This window comes from Chryseobacterium sp. UYP7 (genome assembly GCF_056279225.1).
On sequence record NZ_JBWBQW010000001.1, the window covers coordinates 497188 to 521283 of the forward strand.

22 protein-coding genes and 1 pseudogene are annotated in these 24096 nt (G+C 36.6%); 14 read left to right on the forward strand and 9 right to left on the reverse strand.

The genetic code is table 11. The features are described from left to right. Positions 1-3 precede the first annotated feature (3 nt). The 3 genes from ACZ9HT_RS02370 to ACZ9HT_RS02380 all read right to left on the reverse strand — a co-directional run bounded on the left by ACZ9HT_RS02370 (position 4) and on the right by ACZ9HT_RS02380 (position 3714). Positions 4-942, reverse strand: a complete 939-nt coding sequence (locus tag ACZ9HT_RS02370; protein WP_476038830.1) for a ribose-phosphate pyrophosphokinase — start codon at positions 940-942, stop codon at positions 4-6. 90 nt (positions 943-1032) lie between these two features. After that, a complete protein-coding gene (locus tag ACZ9HT_RS02375; protein ID WP_476038831.1) occupies positions 1033-2460 on the reverse strand; it encodes an SGNH/GDSL hydrolase family protein in 1428 nt (475 codons plus the stop codon). 15 nt (positions 2461-2475) lie between these two features. After that, positions 2476-3714 (reverse strand): OmpP1/FadL family transporter, encoded by a 1239-nt coding sequence (locus tag ACZ9HT_RS02380; RefSeq protein WP_476038832.1) that lies wholly within the window; start codon positions 3712-3714, stop codon positions 2476-2478. A 387-nt stretch (positions 3715-4101) separates the two neighbouring features. On the opposite strand from ACZ9HT_RS02380, the gene ACZ9HT_RS02385 reads away from it, so the two are divergent. The 5 genes from ACZ9HT_RS02385 to ACZ9HT_RS02405 all read left to right on the forward strand — a co-directional run bounded on the left by ACZ9HT_RS02385 (position 4102) and on the right by ACZ9HT_RS02405 (position 11217). Then, entirely contained in the window at positions 4102-5448 is a 1347-nt protein-coding gene (locus tag ACZ9HT_RS02385; protein WP_476038833.1) for a PSP1 domain-containing protein, read from the forward strand. After that, positions 5441-5905: a gliding motility lipoprotein GldH gene (locus ACZ9HT_RS02390; protein ID WP_476038834.1), complete on the forward strand. Its 465-nt coding sequence runs from the start codon at positions 5441-5443 to the stop codon at positions 5903-5905. Before ACZ9HT_RS02385 ends, ACZ9HT_RS02390 begins: the two co-directional genes overlap by 8 nt. A gap of 8 nt (positions 5906-5913) precedes the next feature. After that, complete coding sequence (locus tag ACZ9HT_RS02395) at positions 5914-8292, forward strand: transglycosylase domain-containing protein (protein WP_476038835.1); 2379 nt, start codon at positions 5914-5916, stop codon at positions 8290-8292. Between the two features lie 75 nt (positions 8293-8367). Next, positions 8368-9912 carry a protein adenylyltransferase SelO gene (locus ACZ9HT_RS02400; protein WP_476038836.1) on the forward strand — a complete coding sequence of 515 codons (1545 nt, stop codon included), beginning with the start codon at positions 8368-8370 and terminating at the stop codon, positions 9910-9912. 12 nt (positions 9913-9924) lie between these two features. Next, positions 9925-11217: a DUF6080 domain-containing protein gene (locus ACZ9HT_RS02405; protein WP_476038837.1), complete on the forward strand. Its 1293-nt coding sequence runs from the start codon at positions 9925-9927 to the stop codon at positions 11215-11217. Between the two features lie 15 nt (positions 11218-11232). Here ACZ9HT_RS02405 and ACZ9HT_RS02410 read toward each other — a convergent pair whose 3' ends face one another. Continuing rightward, positions 11233-11736 (reverse strand): superoxide dismutase family protein, encoded by a 504-nt coding sequence (locus ACZ9HT_RS02410; RefSeq protein ID WP_476038838.1) that lies wholly within the window; start codon positions 11734-11736, stop codon positions 11233-11235. Between the two features lie 152 nt (positions 11737-11888). Between ACZ9HT_RS02410 and ACZ9HT_RS02415 the strand changes: the two genes are divergently transcribed. Then, positions 11889-14108 (forward strand): TonB-dependent receptor, encoded by a 2220-nt coding sequence (locus tag ACZ9HT_RS02415; RefSeq protein ID WP_476038839.1) that lies wholly within the window; start codon positions 11889-11891, stop codon positions 14106-14108. A 108-nt stretch (positions 14109-14216) separates the two neighbouring features. After that, entirely contained in the window at positions 14217-14858 is a 642-nt protein-coding gene (locus ACZ9HT_RS02420; protein WP_476038840.1) for a hypothetical protein, read from the forward strand. 377 nt (positions 14859-15235) lie between these two features. On the opposite strand, the gene ACZ9HT_RS02425 is transcribed toward ACZ9HT_RS02420, so the two are convergent. After that, positions 15236-15775 (reverse strand): hypothetical protein, encoded by a 540-nt coding sequence (locus ACZ9HT_RS02425; protein WP_476038841.1) that lies wholly within the window; start codon positions 15773-15775, stop codon positions 15236-15238. A 300-nt stretch (positions 15776-16075) separates the two neighbouring features. On the opposite strand from ACZ9HT_RS02425, the gene mnmA reads away from it, so the two are divergent. Beyond that, positions 16076-17263 (forward strand): tRNA 2-thiouridine(34) synthase MnmA, encoded by a 1188-nt coding sequence (gene mnmA / locus ACZ9HT_RS02430; RefSeq protein ID WP_476038842.1) that lies wholly within the window; start codon positions 16076-16078, stop codon positions 17261-17263. An 8-nt stretch (positions 17264-17271) separates the two neighbouring features. Here the strand turns inward: mnmA and ACZ9HT_RS02435 are convergent, their stop codons facing one another. Both ACZ9HT_RS02435 and ACZ9HT_RS02440 read right to left on the reverse strand, forming a co-directional pair. Then, positions 17272-17754, reverse strand: a complete 483-nt coding sequence (locus ACZ9HT_RS02435) for a PIN domain-containing protein (protein WP_476038843.1) — start codon at positions 17752-17754, stop codon at positions 17272-17274. Next, on the reverse strand, positions 17751-18518 hold the full coding sequence (locus ACZ9HT_RS02440; protein WP_476038844.1) for a hypothetical protein: 768 nt from the start codon (positions 18516-18518) through the stop codon (positions 17751-17753). The genes ACZ9HT_RS02435 and ACZ9HT_RS02440 overlap by 4 nt, the downstream gene beginning before the upstream one ends. Positions 18519-19016: 498 nt before the next feature. Between ACZ9HT_RS02440 and ACZ9HT_RS02445 the strand changes: the two genes are divergently transcribed. Genes ACZ9HT_RS02445 through ACZ9HT_RS02460 form a run of 4 tightly spaced genes read left to right on the forward strand, consistent with a single transcriptional unit; the run spans position 19017 to position 20317 of the window. After that, positions 19017-19265, forward strand: coding sequence for a type II toxin-antitoxin system HigB family toxin (locus tag ACZ9HT_RS02445; protein WP_476039198.1), 249 nt, complete (start codon positions 19017-19019; stop codon positions 19263-19265). Beyond that, positions 19243-19602 carry a helix-turn-helix domain-containing protein gene (locus ACZ9HT_RS02450; protein ID WP_476038845.1) on the forward strand — a complete coding sequence of 120 codons (360 nt, stop codon included), beginning with the start codon at positions 19243-19245 and terminating at the stop codon, positions 19600-19602. Before ACZ9HT_RS02445 ends, ACZ9HT_RS02450 begins: the two co-directional genes overlap by 23 nt. A 29-nt stretch (positions 19603-19631) precedes the next feature. Continuing rightward, the gene (locus ACZ9HT_RS02455; RefSeq protein WP_476038846.1) at positions 19632-19871 is read left to right on the forward strand and encodes a Dph6-related ATP pyrophosphatase; all 240 of its coding nucleotides are present in this window, start codon (positions 19632-19634) and stop codon (positions 19869-19871) included. Continuing rightward, positions 19868-20317, forward strand: a complete 450-nt coding sequence (locus ACZ9HT_RS02460; RefSeq protein ID WP_476038847.1) for a Dph6-related ATP pyrophosphatase — start codon at positions 19868-19870, stop codon at positions 20315-20317. Before ACZ9HT_RS02455 ends, ACZ9HT_RS02460 begins: the two co-directional genes overlap by 4 nt. 18 nt (positions 20318-20335) lie before the next feature. Here the strand turns inward: ACZ9HT_RS02460 and ACZ9HT_RS02465 are convergent. Then, positions 20336-20473 (reverse strand): annotated as a pseudogene (locus ACZ9HT_RS02465) (LytTR family transcriptional regulator DNA-binding domain-containing protein); the annotation flags it as partial. A gap of 171 nt (positions 20474-20644) precedes the next feature. On the opposite strand from ACZ9HT_RS02465, the gene ACZ9HT_RS02470 reads away from it, so the two are divergent. Together ACZ9HT_RS02470 and ACZ9HT_RS02475 are read left to right on the forward strand one after the other, a co-directional pair. Next, the gene (locus ACZ9HT_RS02470; protein WP_476038848.1) at positions 20645-21769 is read left to right on the forward strand and encodes a Fic family protein; all 1125 of its coding nucleotides are present in this window, start codon (positions 20645-20647) and stop codon (positions 21767-21769) included. Positions 21770-21947: 178 nt separating this feature from the next. Then, positions 21948-22640, forward strand: coding sequence for a Dph6-related ATP pyrophosphatase (locus tag ACZ9HT_RS02475; RefSeq protein ID WP_476038849.1), 693 nt, complete (start codon positions 21948-21950; stop codon positions 22638-22640). Between the two features lie 117 nt (positions 22641-22757). On the opposite strand, the gene ACZ9HT_RS02480 is transcribed toward ACZ9HT_RS02475, so the two are convergent. Further along, positions 22758-24071 (reverse strand): T9SS type A sorting domain-containing protein, encoded by a 1314-nt coding sequence (locus tag ACZ9HT_RS02480; protein ID WP_476038850.1) that lies wholly within the window; start codon positions 24069-24071, stop codon positions 22758-22760. Between the last annotated feature and the right edge of the window lie 25 nt (positions 24072-24096).

Genomic DNA, 24096 nt, shown 5'->3' on the forward strand with positions numbered 1-24096 from the left:
TTTTTAGATAATGAATTTCTCGCTGATTGATTTATGTTCGTGAACCATTTTCATCACATCTGCAAAAAGTTGCGCACAGGAAAGGACTTTTATTTTAGAAGAAAGTTCTGTTTTGATCGGAATACTATCAGTAACAATAACTTCTGAAAGGGCTGATTTTTCTATATTTTCGTAGGCTTTACCGGAAAGAACACCGTGAGATGCCATTGCTCGAACGCTTATCGCGCCGTTTGCCATTAAAATATCTGCAGCTTTGCATAATGTTCCGGCGGTATCGATCATATCGTCGATGAGAATTACATTTTTACCTTCAACATGTCCAATTAAAAACATTTCGTCCACGACGTTGGCTTTCTTTCTCTCTTTATAGCAAATCACCACATCAGCTCCTAAATGACTTGCGTAATTTTTGGCTCTTTTTGCACCACCCATATCCGGAGAGGCAATGGTTAGATTCTCCAGGTTTAAAGATAAGATGTGATCGATAAACAAAGTAGAAGCGTAAAGATGATCAACAGGAATTTCGAAAAATCCCTGAATCTGATCTGCATGCAGATCCATCGTCATGACCCGTGTTGCACCTGCAGCAGTTAAAAGATTGGCTACCAGTTTGGCACCGATTGGCGCTCGTGGCTGATCTTTTCGGTCCTGTCTTGCCAAACCATAGTAAGGAAGAACGACCGTGATACTTTTTGCTGATGCTCTTTTTGCCGCATCGATCATGAGTAATAATTCAAGAAGATTGTCGGCGGGTGGAAATGTAGATCCGATCAAGAAAACCCGTCCGCCTCTTACAGACTGGTCGAGAATCGGTTCAAATTCGCCGTCGCTGAATTCCTGTACTTTGATTTTTCCTAATTCCTGCCCGTAGAATTGGGCGATTTTTTCCGCTAAAACCTTACTGGTTCTTGTGGAGAATAAATAACTTGCCTGCTCAGCCATTTTTACTTTTTTAGATGGACAAATTTAAAAAAAATAAAACCACTCGAAGAATTCAAGTGGTTTTATATATTTTTATTTTTCAATAAATTTTTATGGGAACGTTACGCCGCTGTACGTATTAATGTTAACCATAGGTAGCGTCGATTTATAGGTCGTGTTAATTGCTTTCATAAATTCATTTGCAATTAGTGCATAACCTCTGCCCGTAAGGTGAACTCCGTCTAAAGAGAAAGTTCCTCCTGTAACGAATGTTGCAGTATATTTTACGCCATCAAACAAAATTCCTGATGCTCCTGAAAGTTCGATCATTTTTTTGTTAGCATCTACAAACGCAAGTCCTTTTGAATCTGCGATTGCTTTAATAGATGCATTAAATGCTGCAGTTGCTGTAAGAACTCTGGCAGTTTCCTTTTCTGTAAGAACATATTGATCATCTAACTGTGTAGCAGTTCCACCGCCTTGTTGAAGAACAGTTGAAGTAGTTAACAGAATAAAATCTTTCGATGTTGTTTGTCTGAAAGAAGGAATTCCTAAGGCAGCAAGATTAGTAAGATCTTTATCTTTTATCACCGCTCCGTTAGCAACTGTTGGATTAAATTTGATCAACCTTTTTTGGTATTCAGCGTCTGTAAGATAACCTAAAGCTTTCGCCTGTGCTAATCCACCGTTGTATTGCGCGTAAGCAGTATTTAATTGCGTAACCTGAGTATCTGTTAAACCAGCAATTGGCTTTGCAGGAACTCTAGTGAAAAATGGAATTGATGTAACATTCGGGATGTTAGCAAGTACTCCTTTCGCTCCGTTTGCAGTTAATGCAGTCACATAATTACTAATCACACTTGCAAGAACTGTTGGATCGGTAATATCATTTGAACCGTAAGTTGCAGGATTTAAGTTTCCTTTTTGATCAACGCCTACTCCTCCGCTTGTTGCGTAAGAAAGAACATCGTTATTTCCAATCCAAAGTGAGAAAAATGTGGGTGCCTGACTTACCGCATCTGCGATAACAGAAGAAGATGCTCCTGTAGCAAATCTTGAGTAATACGGGTTCAGGGAACCATATCCGTTAATTCCCAAATGGAAGGATTTTGCTCCCGGCACTCCTAAATTTTGGTAAGGCGCCCCTGCGGAAATGTTATCTAATGCAGCTCCTGGTGCACCTGGCACTGGTGAAAGTGCTCCGTTAACAACCTGTAGAGTCAATTTTCCCGGAAATCCTGGGATACCAGTAAATCCACCTACATTATTTGGCATTAATGGCTGTTTGAAAACTCCACCACCCGCAAGCATCATTTGCTGTGCGACCATATTGGGATAGGATTCATTTTGACCATCTATATATAAAGCATTATCCCGAAATCCTGAAGTAAGAGAATTTCCTAATGCCACATATTTTGTAAAATCAGCATCACCTTTTGTCACTACGATGCTGCTCACATCGGTTTCAAAGTCCGTATTACAGCTTACTGTAAATAACAATGCTGAAACAGCGATTGTTGAAATTAATATTTTTTTCATAATTAAATTTAAATCTTAAAATGCGTTGTAAGATAAGCCTAAACCAAAGTAATATGCTTTTGCTTTTGCCTCTCCGTAAAAGTTGTTATAAGTGTTTTTCACTGCTCTACTTTTTGGAAGTGCAAGTGCGCCTGCAATATCAACTCCTATTCCTCTACCGAATTTAAATCCTAAACCAGCAGTAATAACATTCGAGTCGAAAGATGGAGTTTCCGCTTGAAAATTTTCATCAGTGTAAGGCGATTCATCATAGTAATAACCAGCGCGCGCAGCAATCATATCTGTAATTTGATATTGCGATCCTACTCTCCATGTTTGCGTACTTTCGAAATTCTTCGGACTTACTAAAACGGTTGGATCATTAGGTTGATTCCCAATAGGTGCGTTTGCAAAATCCAAAGTAAGACTGTTATATCGGTCCCATCCACTATAATTGAAATCTCCAGAAACTAACCACTTCGGTGTCACTTTATAGGTAACTCCAATCGTATACTCGTCTACCAAAGGTAAAGTTGCTTTAAAAGAATCTTTTCCAGAAGCATCCAAACCTAAAGCAGGATACAATGCCGGAGAAATATCAAAGCTTACAACTCCATTGTCTGCTTTCATATCAATAGGAGAACGGTAAGCAATACTTACATCTAACTTTTCACTAGGTTGGAAATAAAATCCGATACCAAAACCGCTTCCGGAAGCTTTATCATCATTAAGGTTTAGAGTTCCCCCTAATTGCGTTGCAGCTTTATCCCAATCTACACTTCCCTTCGCATAAATATAGCTACCACCGACCGATGCCCAAGGTGCTAATTTAAAAGAGATCATTGGTTGAAAATAGAAAGCTTTCAGTTCCAAACGCTGTACAATCTCGCGTCCGGCCCAATCAGATGGCCATTCGATCGTACTACCAAATGGTGTAGAGAAATTGAATCCTACAGAAACATTGTCCAGAACTCTATATGCTACTGCAGCATAAAGGGGAGTTCCAATTGGACTATTAGTTTCGTAAGACTCTAATGTAGATGCGTTTTGGTAAGTCACGATTGATTTCGCGCCAAAACCACCAGCTGCTACACTTAATTTAGCGGGAATAAAAGACATTCCGGCCGGATTGAAGAAAGTAACACTCGCATCTTCTGCATGTGCACTTGTATGAGCCATTGCCAATTGCTTTACGCCTTGCAGAGAAACTCTAAAACCTCCTGCATATGCCAAAGCTCCGGCTAATAGTGCTGTTGTTACAACAATTTTTTTCATATTATCTTTATTAATGACCCAAATATAAAATTATTTTTTAAACAAATGTTAATAAATCATAAATTATTTTAAACAAATTTCATTTTGCAGTATTTGTTTAAAATTTCGACGTTGTAAAACCATAATATTTCTTAGTATTCTAGGGACTTTTATTTAATTTGTGCTGAAGAAATTCGCATCTGTTTAAACTAAATAATCTCAATAGAAACTAAAAATTTACGTGATTTATAATTGTATGATTTGCATAATAATCCGTGATTGTTTAAAAAATCCTCAAGAAAATCTACTAATTGCTGATTTTAGAAAAAGTATTCTGTTAATTATTACGCCATTGAATTAAACAAAATAAATTTATACTAAATTTGCAACAATTAGATATATAAAATTATGAGTTGTGGATGCAAAACATCTGGCGATTCTGGCCATTCCTGCGGAACAAAATCGGGGAGTGGATGTGAAAGTGTAAATACCTGCGGGAATAGTTATAAATTAAGCGTTTTCGATTGGCTCTCAAATATTCATAATCCATCAACATCCCAAACGGATTTTGTGGAAGTAAGATTTAAGAACGATCGTAAATTTTTTTATAAGAACGTAAACAATTTACCACTCCATATGGGGAGTGTGATCACAGTAGAATCAAGTCCAGGTCACGATATAGGTGTAGTAAGCCTTACCGGAGAGTTAGTAAAAATTCAGATGAAGAAAAAATTCGTCACTGAAGATAACCCGCTGAAAATTTACCGCTTAGCCAACCAGCGAGACATCGAGGTTTGGCAGGAATCAAGAGGAAAAGAAGAGCCAGTAAAAATTCAGGCCCGTAAAATTGCGTACGGTTTAAACCTGGACATGAAGATTACTGATGTGGAATTTCAGGGTGATGGTGGAAAGGTTACTTTCTATTACACCTCCGATACCCGCGTGGATTTCCGACAGTTAATTAAAGAGTTTGCCGGAACGTTCCGTACAAAGATCGATATGAAACAGATCGGATTCCGCCAGGAAGCCGCAAAAGTTGGTGGGATCGGTTCTTGTGGAAGAGAATTGTGCTGTTCAACCTGGCTGACTGATTTCCGTTCTGTAAACACGAACGCCGCACGTTATCAGCAATTAAGCATCAATCCTCAAAAGTTAGCAGGACAATGTGGAAAGTTGAAATGTTGTTTGAATTACGAACTCGACAGTTATTTGGATGCGTTAAGTGATTTTCCTCCTTCATCATCTACGATTGACACTGTAAACGGAAAAGCTTTTTGTATTAAAATCGACGTCTTCAAAAAGAAAATGTGGTTCGCTTACGTAGAGCGTTCTATGGCTTGGTTTGATCTGGATGTTGCCGACGTTAAAAAGATGATCGCTCAAAACAAAAAAGGCGAGAAAGCTCCTGCGTTAGAGGATATTAAAGTTCACGATATTCCGGTAAGATCTGTTGATTTAATTCAGGAAAATACAATTGACCGTTTCGAACGGAAAAATAAAAATTCCCCGAAAAATTCAAACAGAAAAAAACCCAACAACAACAACAACAACAACAACAACAACAACAACAACAATAATAATAATAACCAAAGACCGAACAACGCACAAAAACCAGTGAATAAAGGTCCTGAAGATCAAGCTGAGAGAGGAAATAAAGGTCCGGAGAATAACCAACCACAAAATTCTCAGCCTCAGAATCAACAACCGAAAAAATTCAAAAAGAAGTTTCAGCCAAAACGCGATGACAATGCATAAGATAGGGAGTGTTTTTTTCGTTCTCCTGTTTCTTGTGAGTTGTAATAATTCCTCGGAAAAGGTTGATATGAAAAACCTCAACGGAAACTGGGACAAGAAAACAGAGCAAAAATTCGACTTTAAGGTGAATGATGCCCAAAATCCAAAAAATATTATATTTGTTGTAAGGAACAATAACGATTATCCATACAGTAACATTCGTTTGATCGTGAATTTTTTGAACGCGAAAACAAAAATGAAAAATACAGATACTTTGAATTATGTTTTGGCACAACCGAACGGCGAGTGGATCGGTAAAGGATTTGGAGATACAAAAGAAACTTTGTTTCAGTATAAGTTAAATTATAAATTCCCGGCAAACGGCGATTATTCGATCGGAATTATTCAGGCAATGAGAACGGATCAATTGAAGGGAATTGAAGATATTGGTGTAAAAATAGAAACGGCAAAACCGTAATATCATTTATGGAAAACAAACAAAACCAAGGGAACAAACCAAAGCAAACGTTTCCTCTACCTCCAAAAAAACAAAAGAACACAGGTTGGAAAAAATGGGTTAGATTGGTCTGGATTGGTCTTATCATTATTATTTTAGGAATTTCCGCTGTGTTTTTTGGTGTTTCCCAAGGCTTTTTCGGAAGCATGCCGGATGTAAAAGAGCTGGAAAATCCAGATATTTATGTCGCGTCAGAAATTTATTCTTCTGATGGTAAAATGCTCGGAAAATTCGAAAAAGAAAAAACACAACCTGTTACTTATAAGGAGTTGCCACCTTACTTAATTTATGCGCTTCAGGCAAAAGAAGATGAGCGTTTCAAGGAACATTCAGGAATTGATTTACAATCTGTTGCGAGAGCAGTCGCTTTTGGTGGACAGCGCGGTGGTGGTTCTACTATTACGCAACAGTTGGCAAAATTACTTTTTACAGGAACAAGATCTCAAAACAAAGCTACTGCAGTTTTTCAGAAATTGAAAGAATGGGTCGTTGCTGTAAGTTTAGAAAAAAGATATACGAAAGAAGAAATCATAACGCTTTACTTCAATAAGTTCGATTTCCTTTATAATGCAAACGGAATTGAAATGGCGTCACGTGTTTATTTCAACAAACCAACTTCTAAATTAACGCTTCCAGAAGCAGCAATGTTTGTGGCAATGCTCGAGAATCCGGTTAAAAATAACCCGATGCGAAATATGGAAAGAGCAAAATCCAGAAGAGATGTTGTTTTAGACCAAATGTTGAAAACGGGTTATCTGGATCAGGAAAATTATCAGAAAGCGGTAGAATCTCCGATCACTCTGGATTACCAGCCAATAAAATCGATTGATGATGGTTATTCCGCGTACTACAAATTTTATTTAAGAAAAGAAATTGACGGCTATTTAAAAGACTACGAAAAGAAAACGGGTAAAACCTTAAATCTTTTCAAAGACGGTCTTAAAATATACATCACCTTGGATTCTAAAATGCAGGGTTATGCGGAAGAGTCTATCAGAGAACACTTAACAGATCTTCAGAAAAGATTCGACGCTGAACAAAAAAGCAGAAAGCAAAGACCTTTCTACCTCATCAACGACAAAGAAATTAACTCTATTATGATGAGTGCGGTAAAAAGAACCGGAAGATACAAACAGCTGAAAAATGCTGGTGTTTCCGAAGATTCGATCATGCTGGACTTTAAAAAACCGATCAAAACTTCCAGATTTACATGGGGTGGCGAAGAAGAGGTTGAAATGTCACCATGGGATTCCATCCGTTATCACAAGCAAATTGCACAGGCTGGATTAATGTCTATGGTTCCAGGAACCGGAGAAATAAAAGCCTGGGTTGGTGGGATCAACTGGCAGCATTTTCAGTATGATCACATTAAACAGGGGAAAAGACAAGTTGGTTCCACCTTTAAACCTTTCGTTTATGCGACGGCGATCATGAAACTGGGAATGACTCCTTGCTCAACAGTTTCAAATGCAACGTACACAAAAGGAAGCTGGTCTGTACAAGGTTCTGGCGGAAGTTTAACATTACGGGATGCTTTGGCTCAATCCAAAAATCCAGTCGCTGTTCGTCTTATCGAAATGGTAACTCCAAAAAGTGTTATTCAAACGGCACGTGATCTTGGAGTAACTGAAGAAATGCCAAACGAATACGCAATTGCTCTTGGATCTTCTGATATCACAATTTTCGAAATGTTAGGAGCGTACAGCACCTTTGCCAACTACGGGAATTATATAAAACCCGAAATGATATGGCGTATCGAAGATGCAAATGGTAGAGTCATTAAGGAAGTTAAACCGCTGCTGAAAGAAGTAATGAACGAACTTTATGCTTATACAATGATCGACTTAATGAAAGGGGTCGCGCAGTTCGGTACCGCTTCTGGCGAACTGGGCCGAAGAGGAGTTCCTAAAACAACGGAAATTGCAGCAAAAACAGGTACAACTCAAAATAATTCAGATGGTTGGTTTATGGGAATGACGCCAAATCTAGCGACCGGAGTTTGGGTAGGCTGGGAAGATCGAGCTACCCATTTCTGGGGAACTGGTGAGGGTCAGGGTGCGAAAATGGCCCTTCCGATCTGGGCAATTTATATGAAGAAAGTTTGGGCCGATAAAGACCTCGGTGTTTCGCCCGATGATAAATTTGTAAAACCATCGAACTGGACCGGAAACTGTTCTGATCTGCAGGGATTAGGCGGTTACGGAGATGATGGAGGATTACAAACGATTGATGAGATTAAAAATCCGAAAGTCGTACAGCCTTCCGGACCTAAAAAACCTTCCGGTACCAAGGAAGAAAACGTCAACGAGAATATCAATACCGGAGACGATATCGACTTTAACAAGTAACTCCGATACATAATATAAATCGAAAACATCCTTTCAATCTTTTGGAAGGATGTTTTTTTTAACGAACTTTGAAACATGAATTTGGATCAGATTACACAGCCTTTTTTAAAAGAATTTCCCGGAGATTTCTCTGGAAGTGCACAACAGAGACAGACTCCAAAAGTTGTATTTTCTACTACAGAAATCATGGGTTTTGAAAATCCTGAATTGATTATTTTTAATGAAAGACTCTCAGAGGAGATTGGTCTGGGCAAAATAGAAAATGAAAAAGATACCCAATTTCTGAATGCCGCTTCTCTTCCAGCAAATATAAAAACCTACGCAACCGCTTATGCAGGTCATCAATTTGGAAACTGGGCCGGACAATTAGGCGACGGTAGAGCAATATACGCTGGTGAAATTCAAAACAAAAACGGCAAAAAAACAGAGATCCAGTGGAAAGGCGCCGGAGCAACTCCTTATTCCAGACATGCAGATGGAAGAGCAGTTTTAAGATCATCCGTGCGTGAATATTTGATGAGTGAAGCCATGCATCATCTAGGAATTCCCACGACACGAGGTCTTTCCCTGTCCTTCACCGGAGAAGAGGTGATGCGCGACATGATGTACGACGGAAATGCTGACTATGAAAAAGGCGCAGTAATGTTGCGAACCGCAGAAAGTTTTTTGCGTTTTGGCCATTTTGAATTGCTGACCGCCCAAAAGGAAACTGAAACTTTGAAAAAACTTGCGGACTTTACCATCAAGAATTACTTCCCCGAAATTGATATGGAAAGCCCAAATAAGTACGCAGACTTCTTCAAGACCATTTCCGAGAAAACCGCAGATCTAATGGTTGATTGGTATTGCGTTGGTTTTGTTCACGGCGTGATGAACACCGATAACATGTCAATTTTAAGTTTAACGATTGATTATGGTCCGTTTTCTTTTCTGGATGAATATGACTTAAATTTTACCCCAAACACGACCGATTTGCCGGGTCGCCGTTATGCTTTCGGAAATCAGGGCAAAATCGCGCAATGGAATTTGTGGCAACTCGCAAACGCTCTGTTTCCCTTGATTAAAGACGAGAAAATTCTGGAAAAAATATTAAACGATTTCACTGAAATGTTCTGGCAGAAACATGATGTAATGATGGCAAAAAAATTTGGTTTCGACACCGTTTTAAAAAGTGATGGTCCATTTTTTACAGAAGCTCAGCAAGTGATGGAAGATTTGAAGATCGATTACACGCTTTTCTTTACCCAGCTAGAAAGTGCTACAGAAACGTCTAATCTGAGAAAACATTTTGAAGACATTTTCTATCATTTTCTTTCAGACGAACAGTTCGCCACTTTTGAAAAATTCATCAGAAATTATTTCGAAAGACTGCAGAAAAACACGATTGCTCCACAAGAATCATTAACGCTGATGAGAAAAACAAATCCCAAATTTATTCTTCGTAATTATATTCTTTTTGAATGTATTAATGAAGTGAATGAAGGAAAAAAAGAGCTGCTCAACAAAATTCTTCTGGCGCTGGAAAGTCCGTATGAAGAATTATATCCGGAGTTTTCTAAAAAAAGACCATCAATGTATAACGGTCAAAGCGGCTGTTCTACGCTTTCCTGCAGTTCCTAAATTTTCTTAATTTTGCAGAAATTTACGACCTTGGTTTTCAAACAAAAATTGACCGATTTTCTGAAGACGATTTTCCCTTCTACGAAATTTGAGTTTTTACTTTTTCTGATCTTCCTTACTGTTTACGGTATTCTGGGAAGTACGATCGCATTAAATTACCGGATTATTTTTGATGACCGGATCCCGTGGGATGCTTATTTCAGTTTTGACAACCGAGCTATTGTATTAACGGGTGGTGGCTACGAAAGACATCCTTTATCCAATTATTTTTTCGATGGAGTCCGAAACTTTGCTTATCTATTTTCCGACGGTAAGAAAGATGAAATTTTTCGTCTGGTATTGGCTTGGTGCAGCAATTTTGCGGTGAGTTTAAGTTTGATTCAGATCTATAAATATTTAAAAAATATTATCGCTTTACCGAAAGTTATATCCTTGCTCATTCTTTTCTTTTTTGCATTTTTCTCTACAAATATTTTACTTTCCTTTACGCCAGAAAATTATACGTACACTCTATTATTGCTCGTTTTATTCAATTATTACGCCGCCTTAAAATTAAAGAAAGACGAAAAAATTCCAGTCGTCGCGCTTGCTTTAGCCAGCATTTCTATCGGTGGTTTAACGGTGACGAATATTGTAAAAGTTTATATTCCGCTCTTTTTTGAAAAGAACCTTTTCAGGACCTGGAAAAATTTGGGCAGTGCGGTTTTACGCGTAAGTTTATCTGTTGTAGCTTTTGTTTTGCTGTTCCTAAACCGGATCAATTTCGACTATATGCGGTTTCTGAATAAATCCGGCGAACAGTATGAGAAATTCTCAACACCCAAAATAACACCTGTCTGGGACATGATCGTATCCTGGTTTTTTGGTGGAAATATGTTATTTGCCGGGTTTGAATTGAGAGATTATCACAACAAAAAGGGCTTTTATTACAAAGCCCTTTTTATGGAGGTTTACCATTTCTGGCTCCCTTATGTTTTTGTTGCAGCGATGATTGCTTTGGTTTGCTGGAGTTATTTCAAAAACTTTAAAAATAAATTAGTGCAGATCTTAATGATCTCCCTTTTTGTTGATATTCTAATTCACTGCGTATTGAAATTTGGGTTACACACATCCTACATTTATGGTGGACATTTCGTATTCGTTTTCCCACTCATGATCGGATGGCTTTTCTATTCTTACAAAAACGCACCGAAAATTCTATCTTTTTTATTTATTTCTGTGGGTCTTTTATTCTTCTATCTGGCAATAAATAATCTATTCAGAATGGAAGAATTTTTCTTCTTTCTCGAAAAATATTACCTTTAAAAGTACAATAAATTCTTATTTAATTTCAACACAGCCAACTCTTCCTCCTGCATCTCCCGTAGGTTGCGTGTGAAAGTCATCTTTCCCGGCGTGAATGATTAAAGATTTTCCCACAATATTTTTACTTTCGTCACTACAGCCGATACACCATTTATCAGTATCAAACAGAAGTCTTGCAGTTCCGTCTTTATCTGCTACTAAATTTCCGATATCGCCCATGTGGAAATGTTCTGAACCCCATTTTCCGTGATCATTTTTGGATGGATTCCAGTGCCCACCAGCAGAACTTCCATCGGTTGCGGAGCAGTCTCCTTTTTCATGAATATGTACAGCGTGAATTCCGGGAGTTAATTTGTAAACATTAAGTTCCATTTTCACATTCTTTCCGTTCTGTACAAAATCGGCAGTTCCCTGAGTGTTGGTACCGCTTTTAGAGTTGATCTTGTAGTTTTTGGTCGTTGAACAAGACACCGCAAAAATTGCGCTGCATAAAAAAAGAGAAATTTTTGTAACTTTCATAATAGTATTGTTTGATGTTTATGATGATAAAGGTACGAAAATGAGATAGGATCTCATTTGATACAATTCAGTTGGGATATTTTACCGTTCAGTAAAAATACTTTTCAGCAAAAGTTATTCCGTAATATCTTTACGGTACTAAAATTAAAACCATGCAAACGTTCATCATTTCTAAAGTCCTCATTTTGATGTCTTTTCTGGCGGGACTATTTCTGAGCGCTCAAATTACCGTTTCGGGAACCGTCAATTTCAAAAATAAAGGGGTAAAAGATATTTCCGTCACCTTGAAAGATACTTATGACGGAACTACAACCGATGCAAATGGTAATTTTTCTTTTGAAACCACCGAAAAAGGAAATCACATTATCGTATTTTCTAATCCCAAATTTGTCGAAATTGATAAACCGATCGTAATTTCTACAGAGAATATAAAATTAAATTCAGATCTGAAAGAACAGATCTCCGAAATTGATGCGGTCGTAATTTCTGCAGGTTCCATTGAAGCCAGTGACCGAAAAAGAGCCACTACCCTTTTAACACCTCTTGACATTTATACAACTGCGGGCGCAAACGGACAAATTTCTTCCGCGCTCGAAACGCTTCCCGGTGTACAGAAAATTGGGGAAACGGAAGGTTTGTTTGTACGCGGTGGCACTGGCGAAGAGACGAAATTTTTTATGGATGGAAATCTGGTGAATAATTTTTTCGGGAATTCTATTCCGGGCATAAAATCCATGGATCGTTTAAATACTTCACTGTTTAAAGGCAACGTCTTTTCAAGTGGCGGTTATTCTGCACTTTACGGGCAGGCTTTGTCTTCTGTTTTGGTGTTGGAAAGTATTGATTTTCCAGATAAGAATTCTATCGACATTGGGATTTCACCTATTTTTATTAACGCAGGGTTTCAAAATGTAAATGACGAAAAAACCAGATCATTTGGGATCTCTGCAGGATATTCTAATATTGGTTTAATGACGAAGCTCATCAAGTTTAATAATGATTTCACGAAAGCTCCGGAAGGTTTAGGCACTAACTTTAACTTCAGAATAAAAAATAAAAATGGCGGAATTTTAAAATATTATGGAAGCTTTGATGCGAACAGGATTGGCTTACAGTCTGAAAGTTTAGAACCCAATATTGATTTTGATAATACGTCGCTAAAAGGAAAAAATACATTTCACAATTTATCTTTTAAACAGAAATTCGGAAAATATCTTTTGAATCTGGGAAGTTCCTACACTTACAATTCTAATTACATTGATCTAAGCAACACGTTTCAGAATTCAGAAATTAACCGCAATTCCATTGACAGCAAGGCGAACTACTTTAATACGAAAGCCATTATTGAAAGAAAAATTAATAAAATATCCGCGATCCGTGGCGGAATCGAATACAACAGAGCTCAGGAAAAAACTGATGTTGCGGTTGCAGATGCTCCCTTCGAATTTAATGATGAAATTACTTCCCTTTTTGCAGAGACCGATTTAGGTTTCAGTAATAATCTTTCTGCGAAAGTGGGTTTACGCTCAGAATATTCAACTGCAGTAAACGAATGGAATCTCGCGCCCCGATTTGCAATGGCTTACCGGATCTCTAAAAACTGGACGAGCTCTCTGGCATATGGAATCTTTTATCAAAATCCCGAAAATAAATTCTTTGGAAGTGCACCGCTCAGCTATCAAAAAGCGGCACACTACGTTTTTCAGGTTCAAAAATCCGAAGAAGGACGAAGCTTGAGACTGGAAGCCTTCTATAAAAACTACACCGATCTTATTAAAACTAAAGTTTTAGATTACCGCCCAATTGCGATCAATAATAACGGCGACGGTTTTGCAAAAGGTTTTGAAGTTTTCTGGCGGGACAAGAAATCGATCAAAGATATTGATTACTGGGTTTCCTACTCTTTTCTGGATTCTAAAAGAAACTTTCAGAACTACGACCAAAGTTTATTCCCCAGTTTTGCCGCAAAACATACCCTTTCTGTTGTGGCGAAAAAATTTGTGACCGACTGGAAAACGGGTTTTAATCTTTCTTATACCTACGCTTCGGGCAGACCTTACTATAATTTTATTACAAACGACAACGGTGATTACCACCTGAACAATCAGGGAAGATTAAAAGATTTCAGTGCGCTGAATTTCAGTCTGAACTATTTACCGAGTTTAGGAAAAAAAGATGCAAAATCTTTTACGGTATTGGTTCTGGCAATCAACAATATTTTAGGACAAAAAAATATTTACGGCTATAACTTTTCGAATGACGGAATGCGAAACAGAGCCGTTTTACCTTCCGTGAATACCTTTATTTTCATCGGTGCATTTATAAGCTTTGGTGTTGACAGAACACAAGACGCCATTAATAATAACCTTTAAAACCATTCAGAAATCAAATTCGACCTTTCAGAAAAAAAAGATTTCAAGCAGAAACTTTTTGAGATACCTTTGATCTATCAAAATACTAAAACATCAAAAATCAAAACAATGAAAAAATTATTTTTAACTACGCTTCTTCTATTTACGGTTAGCGCTTTCGCCCAAACTACTTTTGATAAAGCAATGACAGAAAAGATCACGAAACTCGATCAGTCTAAAACTCCGGAAGATTTCACCGCGGTGTCCAATGATTTCGCCAGAATTGGAGACAAAGAAAAGACACAATGGCTTCCGTATTATTACGCAGCTCATGCCTCCATTGAAAAAGGAAGAAATCTAATGCGAACCGGTAAATTAACCGAACTGGACGCGATTGCTGCAGAAGCGCAAACAAACTTAGATAAAGCGTCTGAATTGAGTAAAGACAATGCCGAAATATTAATTTTACAAAAAATGATTCACGGTTTAAAAATGATGGTGGATCCGCAAGCAAGATTTATGAGCGAGGGAATGTTGGGTGCAGATGCTTTGGCAAAGGCAGAAAAACTGGATCCGGAAAATCCCCGTGTTTCATTATTAAAAGCGGAGGATACCTATTACACTCCGGAGCAATTTGGTGGCAGCAAAGCAAAAGGTCTGGAATTATTTCAAAAATCTTTGGATCAGTTTAAAACATATCAGCCAAAAACGGTTTTATATCCAAACTGGGGCAAAGGAGAAGCTGAGTATTTTCTGGCGAACAAACCTTAATTAAATTTCATCAGCTTACAAAAAAATCTCCTGAATTTCGGGAGATTTTTTGTTATAAAATAGTTTAGAATGAAGAGACTTCGACAGGCTCAGTCTGACATGGTCCTTATGTAAGAAAAAACTGCTTTGTCAGGTTGAGCTTGTCGAAACCTCTTGTGGATATTGCTGTTTTTTTCCACCATTAAAGACATTAAGGTTTATTCTGTCGTAATTTCTCTTAATGATTTAAATAACAATCATTTAACAATAAATTAGAAATTCAATTAATTAAGGAATAAACAAGTTTATTCAGGTTAAGAAGTTTAAGGATTATAATGAAACTGCGTGTTGTAATTTGTGTGATTGGTGAAAAATATTTGTGCAATTTGTGTTTATCCTTAAAGTCCAAAAACGACTCCAACACTTGGAATAAATCCACTGCCAAAAACCGACTGATCTTTTTTGTACAACACATTATACATTCCGCCGATCTGCATGTAAGCGCGATCGCCAATTCTCTGCATGTAACCGCCACCTAAATAAAGCGCGGCTTCATTCCCGGAGTATTTTGAATGATCGTATTTGTTTTTCTGATTGAAGAAATATTCCTGAAACATTCCACTTAGAAAAAAGCTTCTGGAAATATAATAGTTAACAAAAGGTCCAACGCCAATTGTGGTTGCAGAAAAATACTCGAAATTTGACCAGGTAAAGTTTGAAGCTAAACCGGTTTCTAGATCTTCCGTCAGTTTGTAGCCAACTCTGGGAGAAAGATAAATGGAAGTTCCGCCTCCGCCACTTCCAAACGATCCGCCTAAACCTGCAGAACCTCCGAAAGTCAATTTTGATTCGGTATTTCCAACGGGTGTCGAAGTTGCGATCTGGGCATTGAAGTGCAGTCCGAATCCTATAAGGGAAAGTAAAAAGAATTTTTTCATAGGTGCTTGATTGTACTTTCAAAAATAGTTCTTTTTTTGAAATCGAAAATTTCTATTATTCTAAAACTGATTGGTTTCCTGCGATCAAAATATTTTGGAAGAGAAAAAAATCTATCTTCCAGCCCCGATTGGAGTGGAAATCCTTTTGTTTTTTGAATAAAAAACAAAAGATTGGAACGGAAAGCGGGTTGGGTTTTCGAAAGAAGCGAAACTCTTGTTGCTCCTTAAAAAAGTGCTTTTAATATCGTAAATTTGCACCTCACAAAAGAGCATCCTTGAAATGCTTTATAATAGGAACATATGAAAATTGTAGTAGGACTTTCTGGAGGTGTAGATTCCAGTGTTGCAGCGTATTTGCTGCAGAAACAAGGTCATGAAGTGGTGGCGCTTTTTATGCGAAACTGGAATGATGCATCGGTGACTTTGGAGGATGAATGTCCTTGGATTGAAGATAGCAATGATGCTTTGATGGTGGCGCAGAAACTCGGAATTCCTTATCAGGTCATCGATATGAGCGAATTGTATAAGGAGAAAATCGTGGATTATATGTTCGAGGAATATAAAAAAGGCCGAACGCCAAATCCTGATGTTCTGTGTAACCGTGAAGTGAAGTTTGACGTATTCATGAAAACAGCCTTATCGCTTGGTGCTGAGAAAGTTGCAACGGGACATTACGCGCAAGTGAACTCTACTTTCGACGAAAATGGAAAAGAGATCTTTCATCTTTTGGCGGGAGCAGATAACAATAAAGATCAGTCGTATTTTCTGTGTCAGTTGAATCAGGATCAGTTGTCGAAATCATTGTTTCCGATTGGAAATTTGACAAAACCTGAAGTTCGGGAAATCGCCCGGGAAATGGGTTTGGTGACGGCAGATAAAAAAGATTCGCAAGGTTTATGTTTCATCGGGAAAGTGAGTTTACCGACTTTTTTACAACAACAGTTGGAACCGAAAGAAGGAGAAATTGTAGAGATTTTTAAAGATTTCTCTGGTTTTCATCAAGAAACACCTGAGTTTTCTTCAAAATTAGAAGAATTACAATTTCTGTCTCAGAAATTCAACTACGAAAAATCGGATGGAAAAGTAATTGGCAAACATCAGGGTGCGCATTATTTTACGGTCGGTCAAAGTAAAGGCTTGGGAATTGGCGGCCATGCAGCATCTTGCTTTTTGATTTCCAGAGATATTGAAAAAAATATTGTTTTTGTAGGCGAAGGAAAAAATTTCCCGGGACTTTTCCGAAGCGCTTTAAAAATAGAAAATTCAGAAGTTCATTGGGTTCGCGAAGATTTGCGTTTGCAAAATGGCGAATTGATGAAAGTAAAAGCCAGGATCCGGTACCGGCAAACTTTGGAAGAAGCGACCCTTTACCAATTTGAAGAAGGTTTTTATATCGAATTTGAAAACCCACAATCTGCGATTGCAGAAGGACAGTTTGCTGCTTGGTATTTGGAGGATGAGTTGGTGGGAAGTGGCGTGATTAGTTAAATAAAGAATTAAAATAAAATTCCCAATCTATCTGCCAATGGAATTGTCAAATCTATATATTCAAAATGTAACCCTTTATTTTGTTTCAATGGTTCAATCATTTTGGGAAGTGCTTTTCTATCTTTAGTGATAAATGCATCAATTCCTCTATTCTTTATCTGAGCAAAAAGTTTTAAATCATTTATTATAACCTTTCTTTTCTCAATTTCTCTTAAAGAATCATCATCTTTTAAAAATGCGAAATATTCACCAGAAATTTTGGCATCGCCATAATCAAATTCTAATAATTGAAAAGAATTTAACGCTAATAAATTATCAGGATTATCGGCAACAGCATACTCACTTACAACAATTGTAGAAAGAAATAAAACAATATTATTCTCGAGGAAATACTGATAATATTTCACAACATTTTCGTGGTATTCGTCATCGGATTTTAATAGTCTAGTGACAAAAGAATTATCTAGAAGGACGCTTTTTATATCCTTCATACGCTGTCGGTTTTTAAACTCTCAATCCAGTTATCAACGTTCTTTATTTTGCTCAAGTTACATGATGCTCTTTCAATAACCTTATCTAATAGACTTCGATCAAAAACAGGAAGATATGATATAAATTCGACCAACTTCAAATCGCTAAACTTACCGTCTGATAAGTTTTTTTTTCCACTTACCTTTATCCCGTACGGCTTATAAGTTTTTTTATCTCCATCTAAAATCTGTTCCTTGGTTGCAGAAATAGTTAAATTTCCAAATTTTGATGTTGAAATATGAATATTTGGATTTTTTCCACCCTCTTGATAAATCTCACCATATAGATAAAACTCACTGTTATAAAATTGAGGCGAAATCATATTGTAAGAAGTTTGAGAATCAATAATTAGTAGTGGTTCATTTGCTAAAGAACTCTTAAATTCAATCTTAAAACCTTCTTTAAGTGCTTTTTGTTGAAATTTATCAATTATTTCTTGTCGTTTGTAATCTAAAAAATCTAAAGATTTTCTTTTATTAATCTCAGAAGTGAGTCCGTTGAAAAGAATAACGGCAGAAATAGGAAGAAAAAATTTGTGTTTAGCTGATCCAGACTCAATATCATAAGATATTTGTGGTCTAAGTTTTTTTTCATCTCTTGTCGGGTACAAGAATGTTTCGATATCGGATATAACAGTTTTGACCTCGTTAATATCGACGTCTTTTGGGGTTAATGATTGCGCGAAATTATCAACCCTAATTTCTATGAAACCTTGTTCTTCCACAACCCAAAATTAGCAAAAAAAATATACTTGAACCGATTTTTACATGTCATTCATTAAAAAAAATATATAATTATAATTATACTGGATTTTAATTTTAATATTGCCAATCATAAGAACGAGTAGTAACGTAGTTTGTTTTTGAGACTGGGCAAAGGATAAATGCTGATTTGATCTATTTTCAAAGACTTTTAAAAATCATTAGCAACTTCGAATAAAAACCAAATGAAAGGTAAAACAATAATCGTCGCCGGCGGAACCTGAAATCTTGCTGGCGGAATCACTTCGACCACGAATCCTTAAAATCTTATACCAAATGAAGACTTACCGTGATTTTTTGTTGCGGCTGAAATTCGATTTCCATCTTATAAAACGGCAAAGTATAACTAAAATAAACGTCACCAATTTGGTAACATTTTTGTACATTTGTTGATGCGAATAATTGCTGTAAATACTTTAAAGGATTATTGGGAAGAGTTTCCACAAGCAAAACAGTCTTAGCTGTCTTGGTATGAAGAAGGTAATACCGCAGAATGGAACAATCCGAATGAACTGAAAGAACAATACAGGAACGCTTCAATATTAACGGATAAAAGAGTTGTTTTTAATATTCATGGAAATAGTTACCGATTAATCGTGGATATAGAATACCGATTGAAAATTATCTTTATTGTGTGGTTCGGAACGCATAAAGAATATGATAAGATCGATGCTAAAAAAATAAGTTATGTTAAAACCAATAAAAAATAAGGAGCAATACGAAAGTTCTCTTGAGAGAATTTATCTCTTGATGCAAAAAGATATTAAGGAAGATTCTAAAGATTCTGACGAATTGGAAATACTTTCTATTTTGGTAAAAGAGTACGAATTAGTGAACTTTCCTGTTCCAAAGCCAAATCCTATCGAAGCCATCAAATTCCGAATGGAGCAAAGAAATATGTCTGAAAGTGAGTTGAGTAAAATTTTGGGAACGCGTTCCCGTAAATCTGAAATTCTTTCGGGTAAAAGAAAACTGAGTTTGACAATGATTCGAAATCTGAAAGAAAAACTAAATATTCCTGCTGACGTTTTGATTCAGTTGTATTAAAATTCTAATTTCTTCAATCACTGTATTCAATGAAAAAAGCAGTATTCAACTGGAGTGGCGGAAAAGATTCTGCTTTAGCGCTTCAGAAAGTTTTGGAAGAAAAGGAATTCGAAGTCGTTTCACTTTTGACAACCATGAGAGAAGAAACCTCAAAATCATCGAAGCATGAGATTCCACTTCAGATTTTAGAAAGACAGGCAAAAAGCATTGGAATTCCATTGTATACTGTTACATCTTCAACAGAAAAAAAAATTACGAGGAGAAAATGAGTGAAGCGGTTCATCATTTCAAAGAGTTTGGCGTGAAACATTTTATTTTTGGCGATATCTTTTTATCAGACGTAAAGACTTATCGTGAAAGCAAACTTCATCCTTTTGGAATTGAAGTTGTAGAACCGCTTTGGGAGAAAACCTCGCAGGAAGTGATTGATGATTTTTTACGATCCGGAATCCAATCAAAAATCATTGTTACTCAAGCAGATTTATTAGATGAAACTTTTATTGGAAAAGATCTGGATGCTGATTTGGTGAACTCATTTCCGAAGAACATCGATGTTTGCGGAGAAAACGGCGAGTATCACACTTTATCTTACGGCGGCGGTTTGTTTAAGAAGGAAGTTGCGTTTTCAATTTCTGAAACCATTAAAACCTCCTTTGATTTTACTTTAGATACTGGCGAAACAAAGACTTTTGAATATTGGCAGGCGGAATTCTAAATTTAGAAATATTAGAAATTAATTCGAAAGCCAGTCCTTAAATTCCCTCACGCGGTCACGGCTTACGGTAATTTCCAGTTCGGGTTGAAAATCAAGATCTACTTTGTAATACGGCGAAGTGTGGATATTTTTTATGAAATTTAAATTAATGATGACTTTAGGTTCACACAGAAAAATTGTTTTCGAAAAACAAAGTTCTAGATTCTGCGAAATTTCCTAAATTAAAAATTACTTATTTATAGTTATTTATGAAAACCTTAAATAAAATTTCTCTTATTTAAGCTTTTTTCTATATTTGTTAAATAAAGAAAATCTAATTTAAGAAAAATGAAAAACTTTGTCTCAGGTAAAAAAATTAATCAGGGTTATTACAAAAGTTTTCAGCCCAATCTAATCAACAAAAATTGGATTCTTGATGATATGAACGTTTTGAATCTACTGAGCAAAGCAGATAGACAATTGGGAATATTAGATACTTTTTCGCAATACGTTAATATCGATCTCTTTATCAGCATGCACATTGTGAAAGAAGCGACCCAATCTACCAAAATTGAAGGAACGCAGACCAGTATGGAGGAAGCGTTTTTAAAAAAAGAAGATCTTTCTTTAGATAAAAGAGATGATTGGGAAGAAGTGCACAACTATATTCAGGCGATGAAAACCGCGGTCGGAGATTTAGAAAAACTTCCAATATCATCCAGATTGATAAAAAAGACGCATAAAACTTTAATTTCAGGGGTGCGGGGAAAACATAAATTACCCGGAGAATACCGAAAAAGTCAAAACTGGATTGGCGGCGCCACCATTAACGACGCCACATTTGTTCCTCCAGTTCATACTTCTGTCGAAGAATTAATGTCGGATCTGGAAAAATTTGCAAACGATGATTTTAATGTTTTACCTGATTTATTAAAAATTGCAATTATTCACTACCAGTTTAAAACTATACATCCTTTCCTGGATGGAAATGGAAGAATTGGACGCTTACTAATTCCTATTTACTTAGTAAGCAAGGGAATCTTAAAGCAACCGATTTTATATTTGTCTGATTTCTTTGAGAAACACAGAGCATTGTATTATGATAATTTAATGCGTGTAAGAACACAAAATGATTTAACGCAATGGCTTAAATTTTTTCTAACCGGCGTAATTGAAACTGCAAAAATTGGGGTAGAAACTTTTGACGGAATTTTGAAATTGCAGAAAGATTTAGAAGAAAAATTAATTTCCCACAAAGGAAACACAGATGATGCACGAAAGATAATTTCATCTTTATATGAAAACCCAATAACCGATGCCCAAAAAGTTGAAAAAGTAATTGAAAAATCCTACGGCTCGGCTTATAAACAAATTGCAATTTTAGAAAAATTAGAAATAATTCGGGAAACTACAGGCGCACAGAGAGGAAAAATATATGTATTTGATGACTATCTTAAGTTGTTCAAAAACTAATTTTCAAAAACCTTAAATAAAACTTTTCTTATTTAAGGTTTTGGGTATTTCTCTTAAATAAGAAAAAAATATTTCATCGACCAGTCTTCAAATTCCTTTACATTTAACCTAAATAAATATTGAATAAAATAACGTTCATCGTCAGTGAAACCGCAAATTTTGTAAATTCAAATCCTCAATGAAAAAAGCAGTATTCAACTGGAGTGGCGGAAAAGATTCTGCTTTAGCACTTCAAAAAGTTCTGGCAGAAAAAGAATTTGAAGTCATTACCTTACTGACAACGATGAATGAAGAAACCGCAAAATCTTCGATGCATTCGATTCCGTTGGAGATCTTAGAAAGACAGGCAGAAAGTATTGGCATTCCTCTTTATCCCGTCGAATCTTCTACTGCGTTAAAAAATTACGAAGAGAAAATGGCTGAAGCGGTGAAGCATTTTAAAGAACAAGGCGTGAAGCATTTTGTTTTTGGAGATATCTTTTTGTCAGACGTAAAGGATTATCGGGAAAGTAAACTTCAGCCTTTGGGAATTGAAGTTGTAGAACCGCTTTGGGAAAAAACATCTCAGGAAGTTATCGACGATTTCGTAAGTTCAGGAATCAAATCAAAAATCATTGTTACTCAGGCGGATATTTTAGATGAGACTTTTATTGGAAAAGATCTGGATGCTGATTTGATTAATTCATTTCCGAAGAACATCGATGTTTGTGGAGAAAACGGTGAATATCATACTTTATCTTACGCTGGAGGTTTGTTTAAGAAAGAAGTTAAGTTTTCAATTTCTGAAACCCTTAAAACCTCATTTGATTTTACTTTAGATACTGGAGAAAAAAAGACTTTTGAATATTGGCAGGCAGAGATTATTTTATAAAACGTAACCTAACTTTAGTTCAAGGACTTTCTAATTATAGAATTTTCATAGCCATTTATGTAGAAACAAAAGAGACTGCCTTTTCAGACAGTCTCTTTTGTTTTTATGACGAAATTATTATTTCTTCAATAATTTATAAGTTCCCACTTTTCCTGCAACAGTAACTTTAAGAATATAAGTTCCTGCGGTTAATCGAGTTATTATTAAAGAGCCGGCTTTTGATCCTATCGTTTGATCAATAACTTTTTGTCCTGCCATGTTGTAGATTGCAACATTTTCGATAGTATCGGTAGCTTTGAAGTTAACGACATCAGACGAAGGATTCGGATAATAGGAGAATCCAGCGATTGCATTATTTTCAGAAACTGCAAGATTTTCTATTACATTAATCGAATAATCTTCAGCTTGACCCCAGTTTGTTTGTGACTGACAAGGATTTAAGAAAGGTCCTTCGTAAGATTTTTTCACGCGCATTCTGGTTGTTCCTATTTTTGCATCAGCGGGAACCACAATATTTCCCATTACTTTTTTGCCATCAGTTCCGGTTGAGTTTACTAAAGCTTCCGCGATTACATAAACTTCACCAGCATCATCCAGTTTATTATTCTGATTCCAATCGATGAATACTACAAGGGAATCCGAAAAGTTTCCAGCTGTATTTCCGCCTAAAGAAATTGGATAAGTATTTCCACGCTTCATTTCACCAATTTTATCTACAAAATCCTGATGAGCAGGAGAACCATTGATAACCGCATTCGAGACATTATTAATTCCCGCAACTTCGACCAACGTAATAGGTTCTACGGTCCCATAAACCAAAGCACCACAATATGGAGCAGGAAAACCAGTCGCAATTAACGGTTCGCAATCTGCAAAGAACGTATATACTCCATCTTGAGCAGCGTTCGGAATAATAAAGGTACCACCATCGCTAAAAGTTAATGGTTTGCCGACCATCGAACCCATCGTAGTTTCCATATAAGCCGTACTATTATTGGAAGTCGCTACCTGAATTGCTACCCAATATCTAATTGCTGCACCTGCAGAACCGTTCAAAACAACCGGGCTCAAATCAATCTTCACGTCGGAAAAATTCACTCCAAAATTAGATCCTTTAACCACTTGAGAAGTTGGGACAATGTTTTGAGTATTTAATAAAGTTCCCGGGATCCCATTTGCATCATTATAAATTCTAACACGAACAGAAGTTGCTGTAACACCCGCGTTCATTGCAATACTTGGCATAATTGCTTTTAAAGTTGTTTTGGTATCAGCAGCAATAATAATATCATTGGCAACACTCCAGTTGTTATTTACGCTGCATTGTCTGGCTCCCTGAAAATTATTACTGGGATTCGTAACGTTACACGGTGTTTGTGCGAAAGTAATGATACCGAATACCATTAAGAAGATAGTTGAGATTCTTTTCATTTTTCTTTTTATTTAGATTTCTATT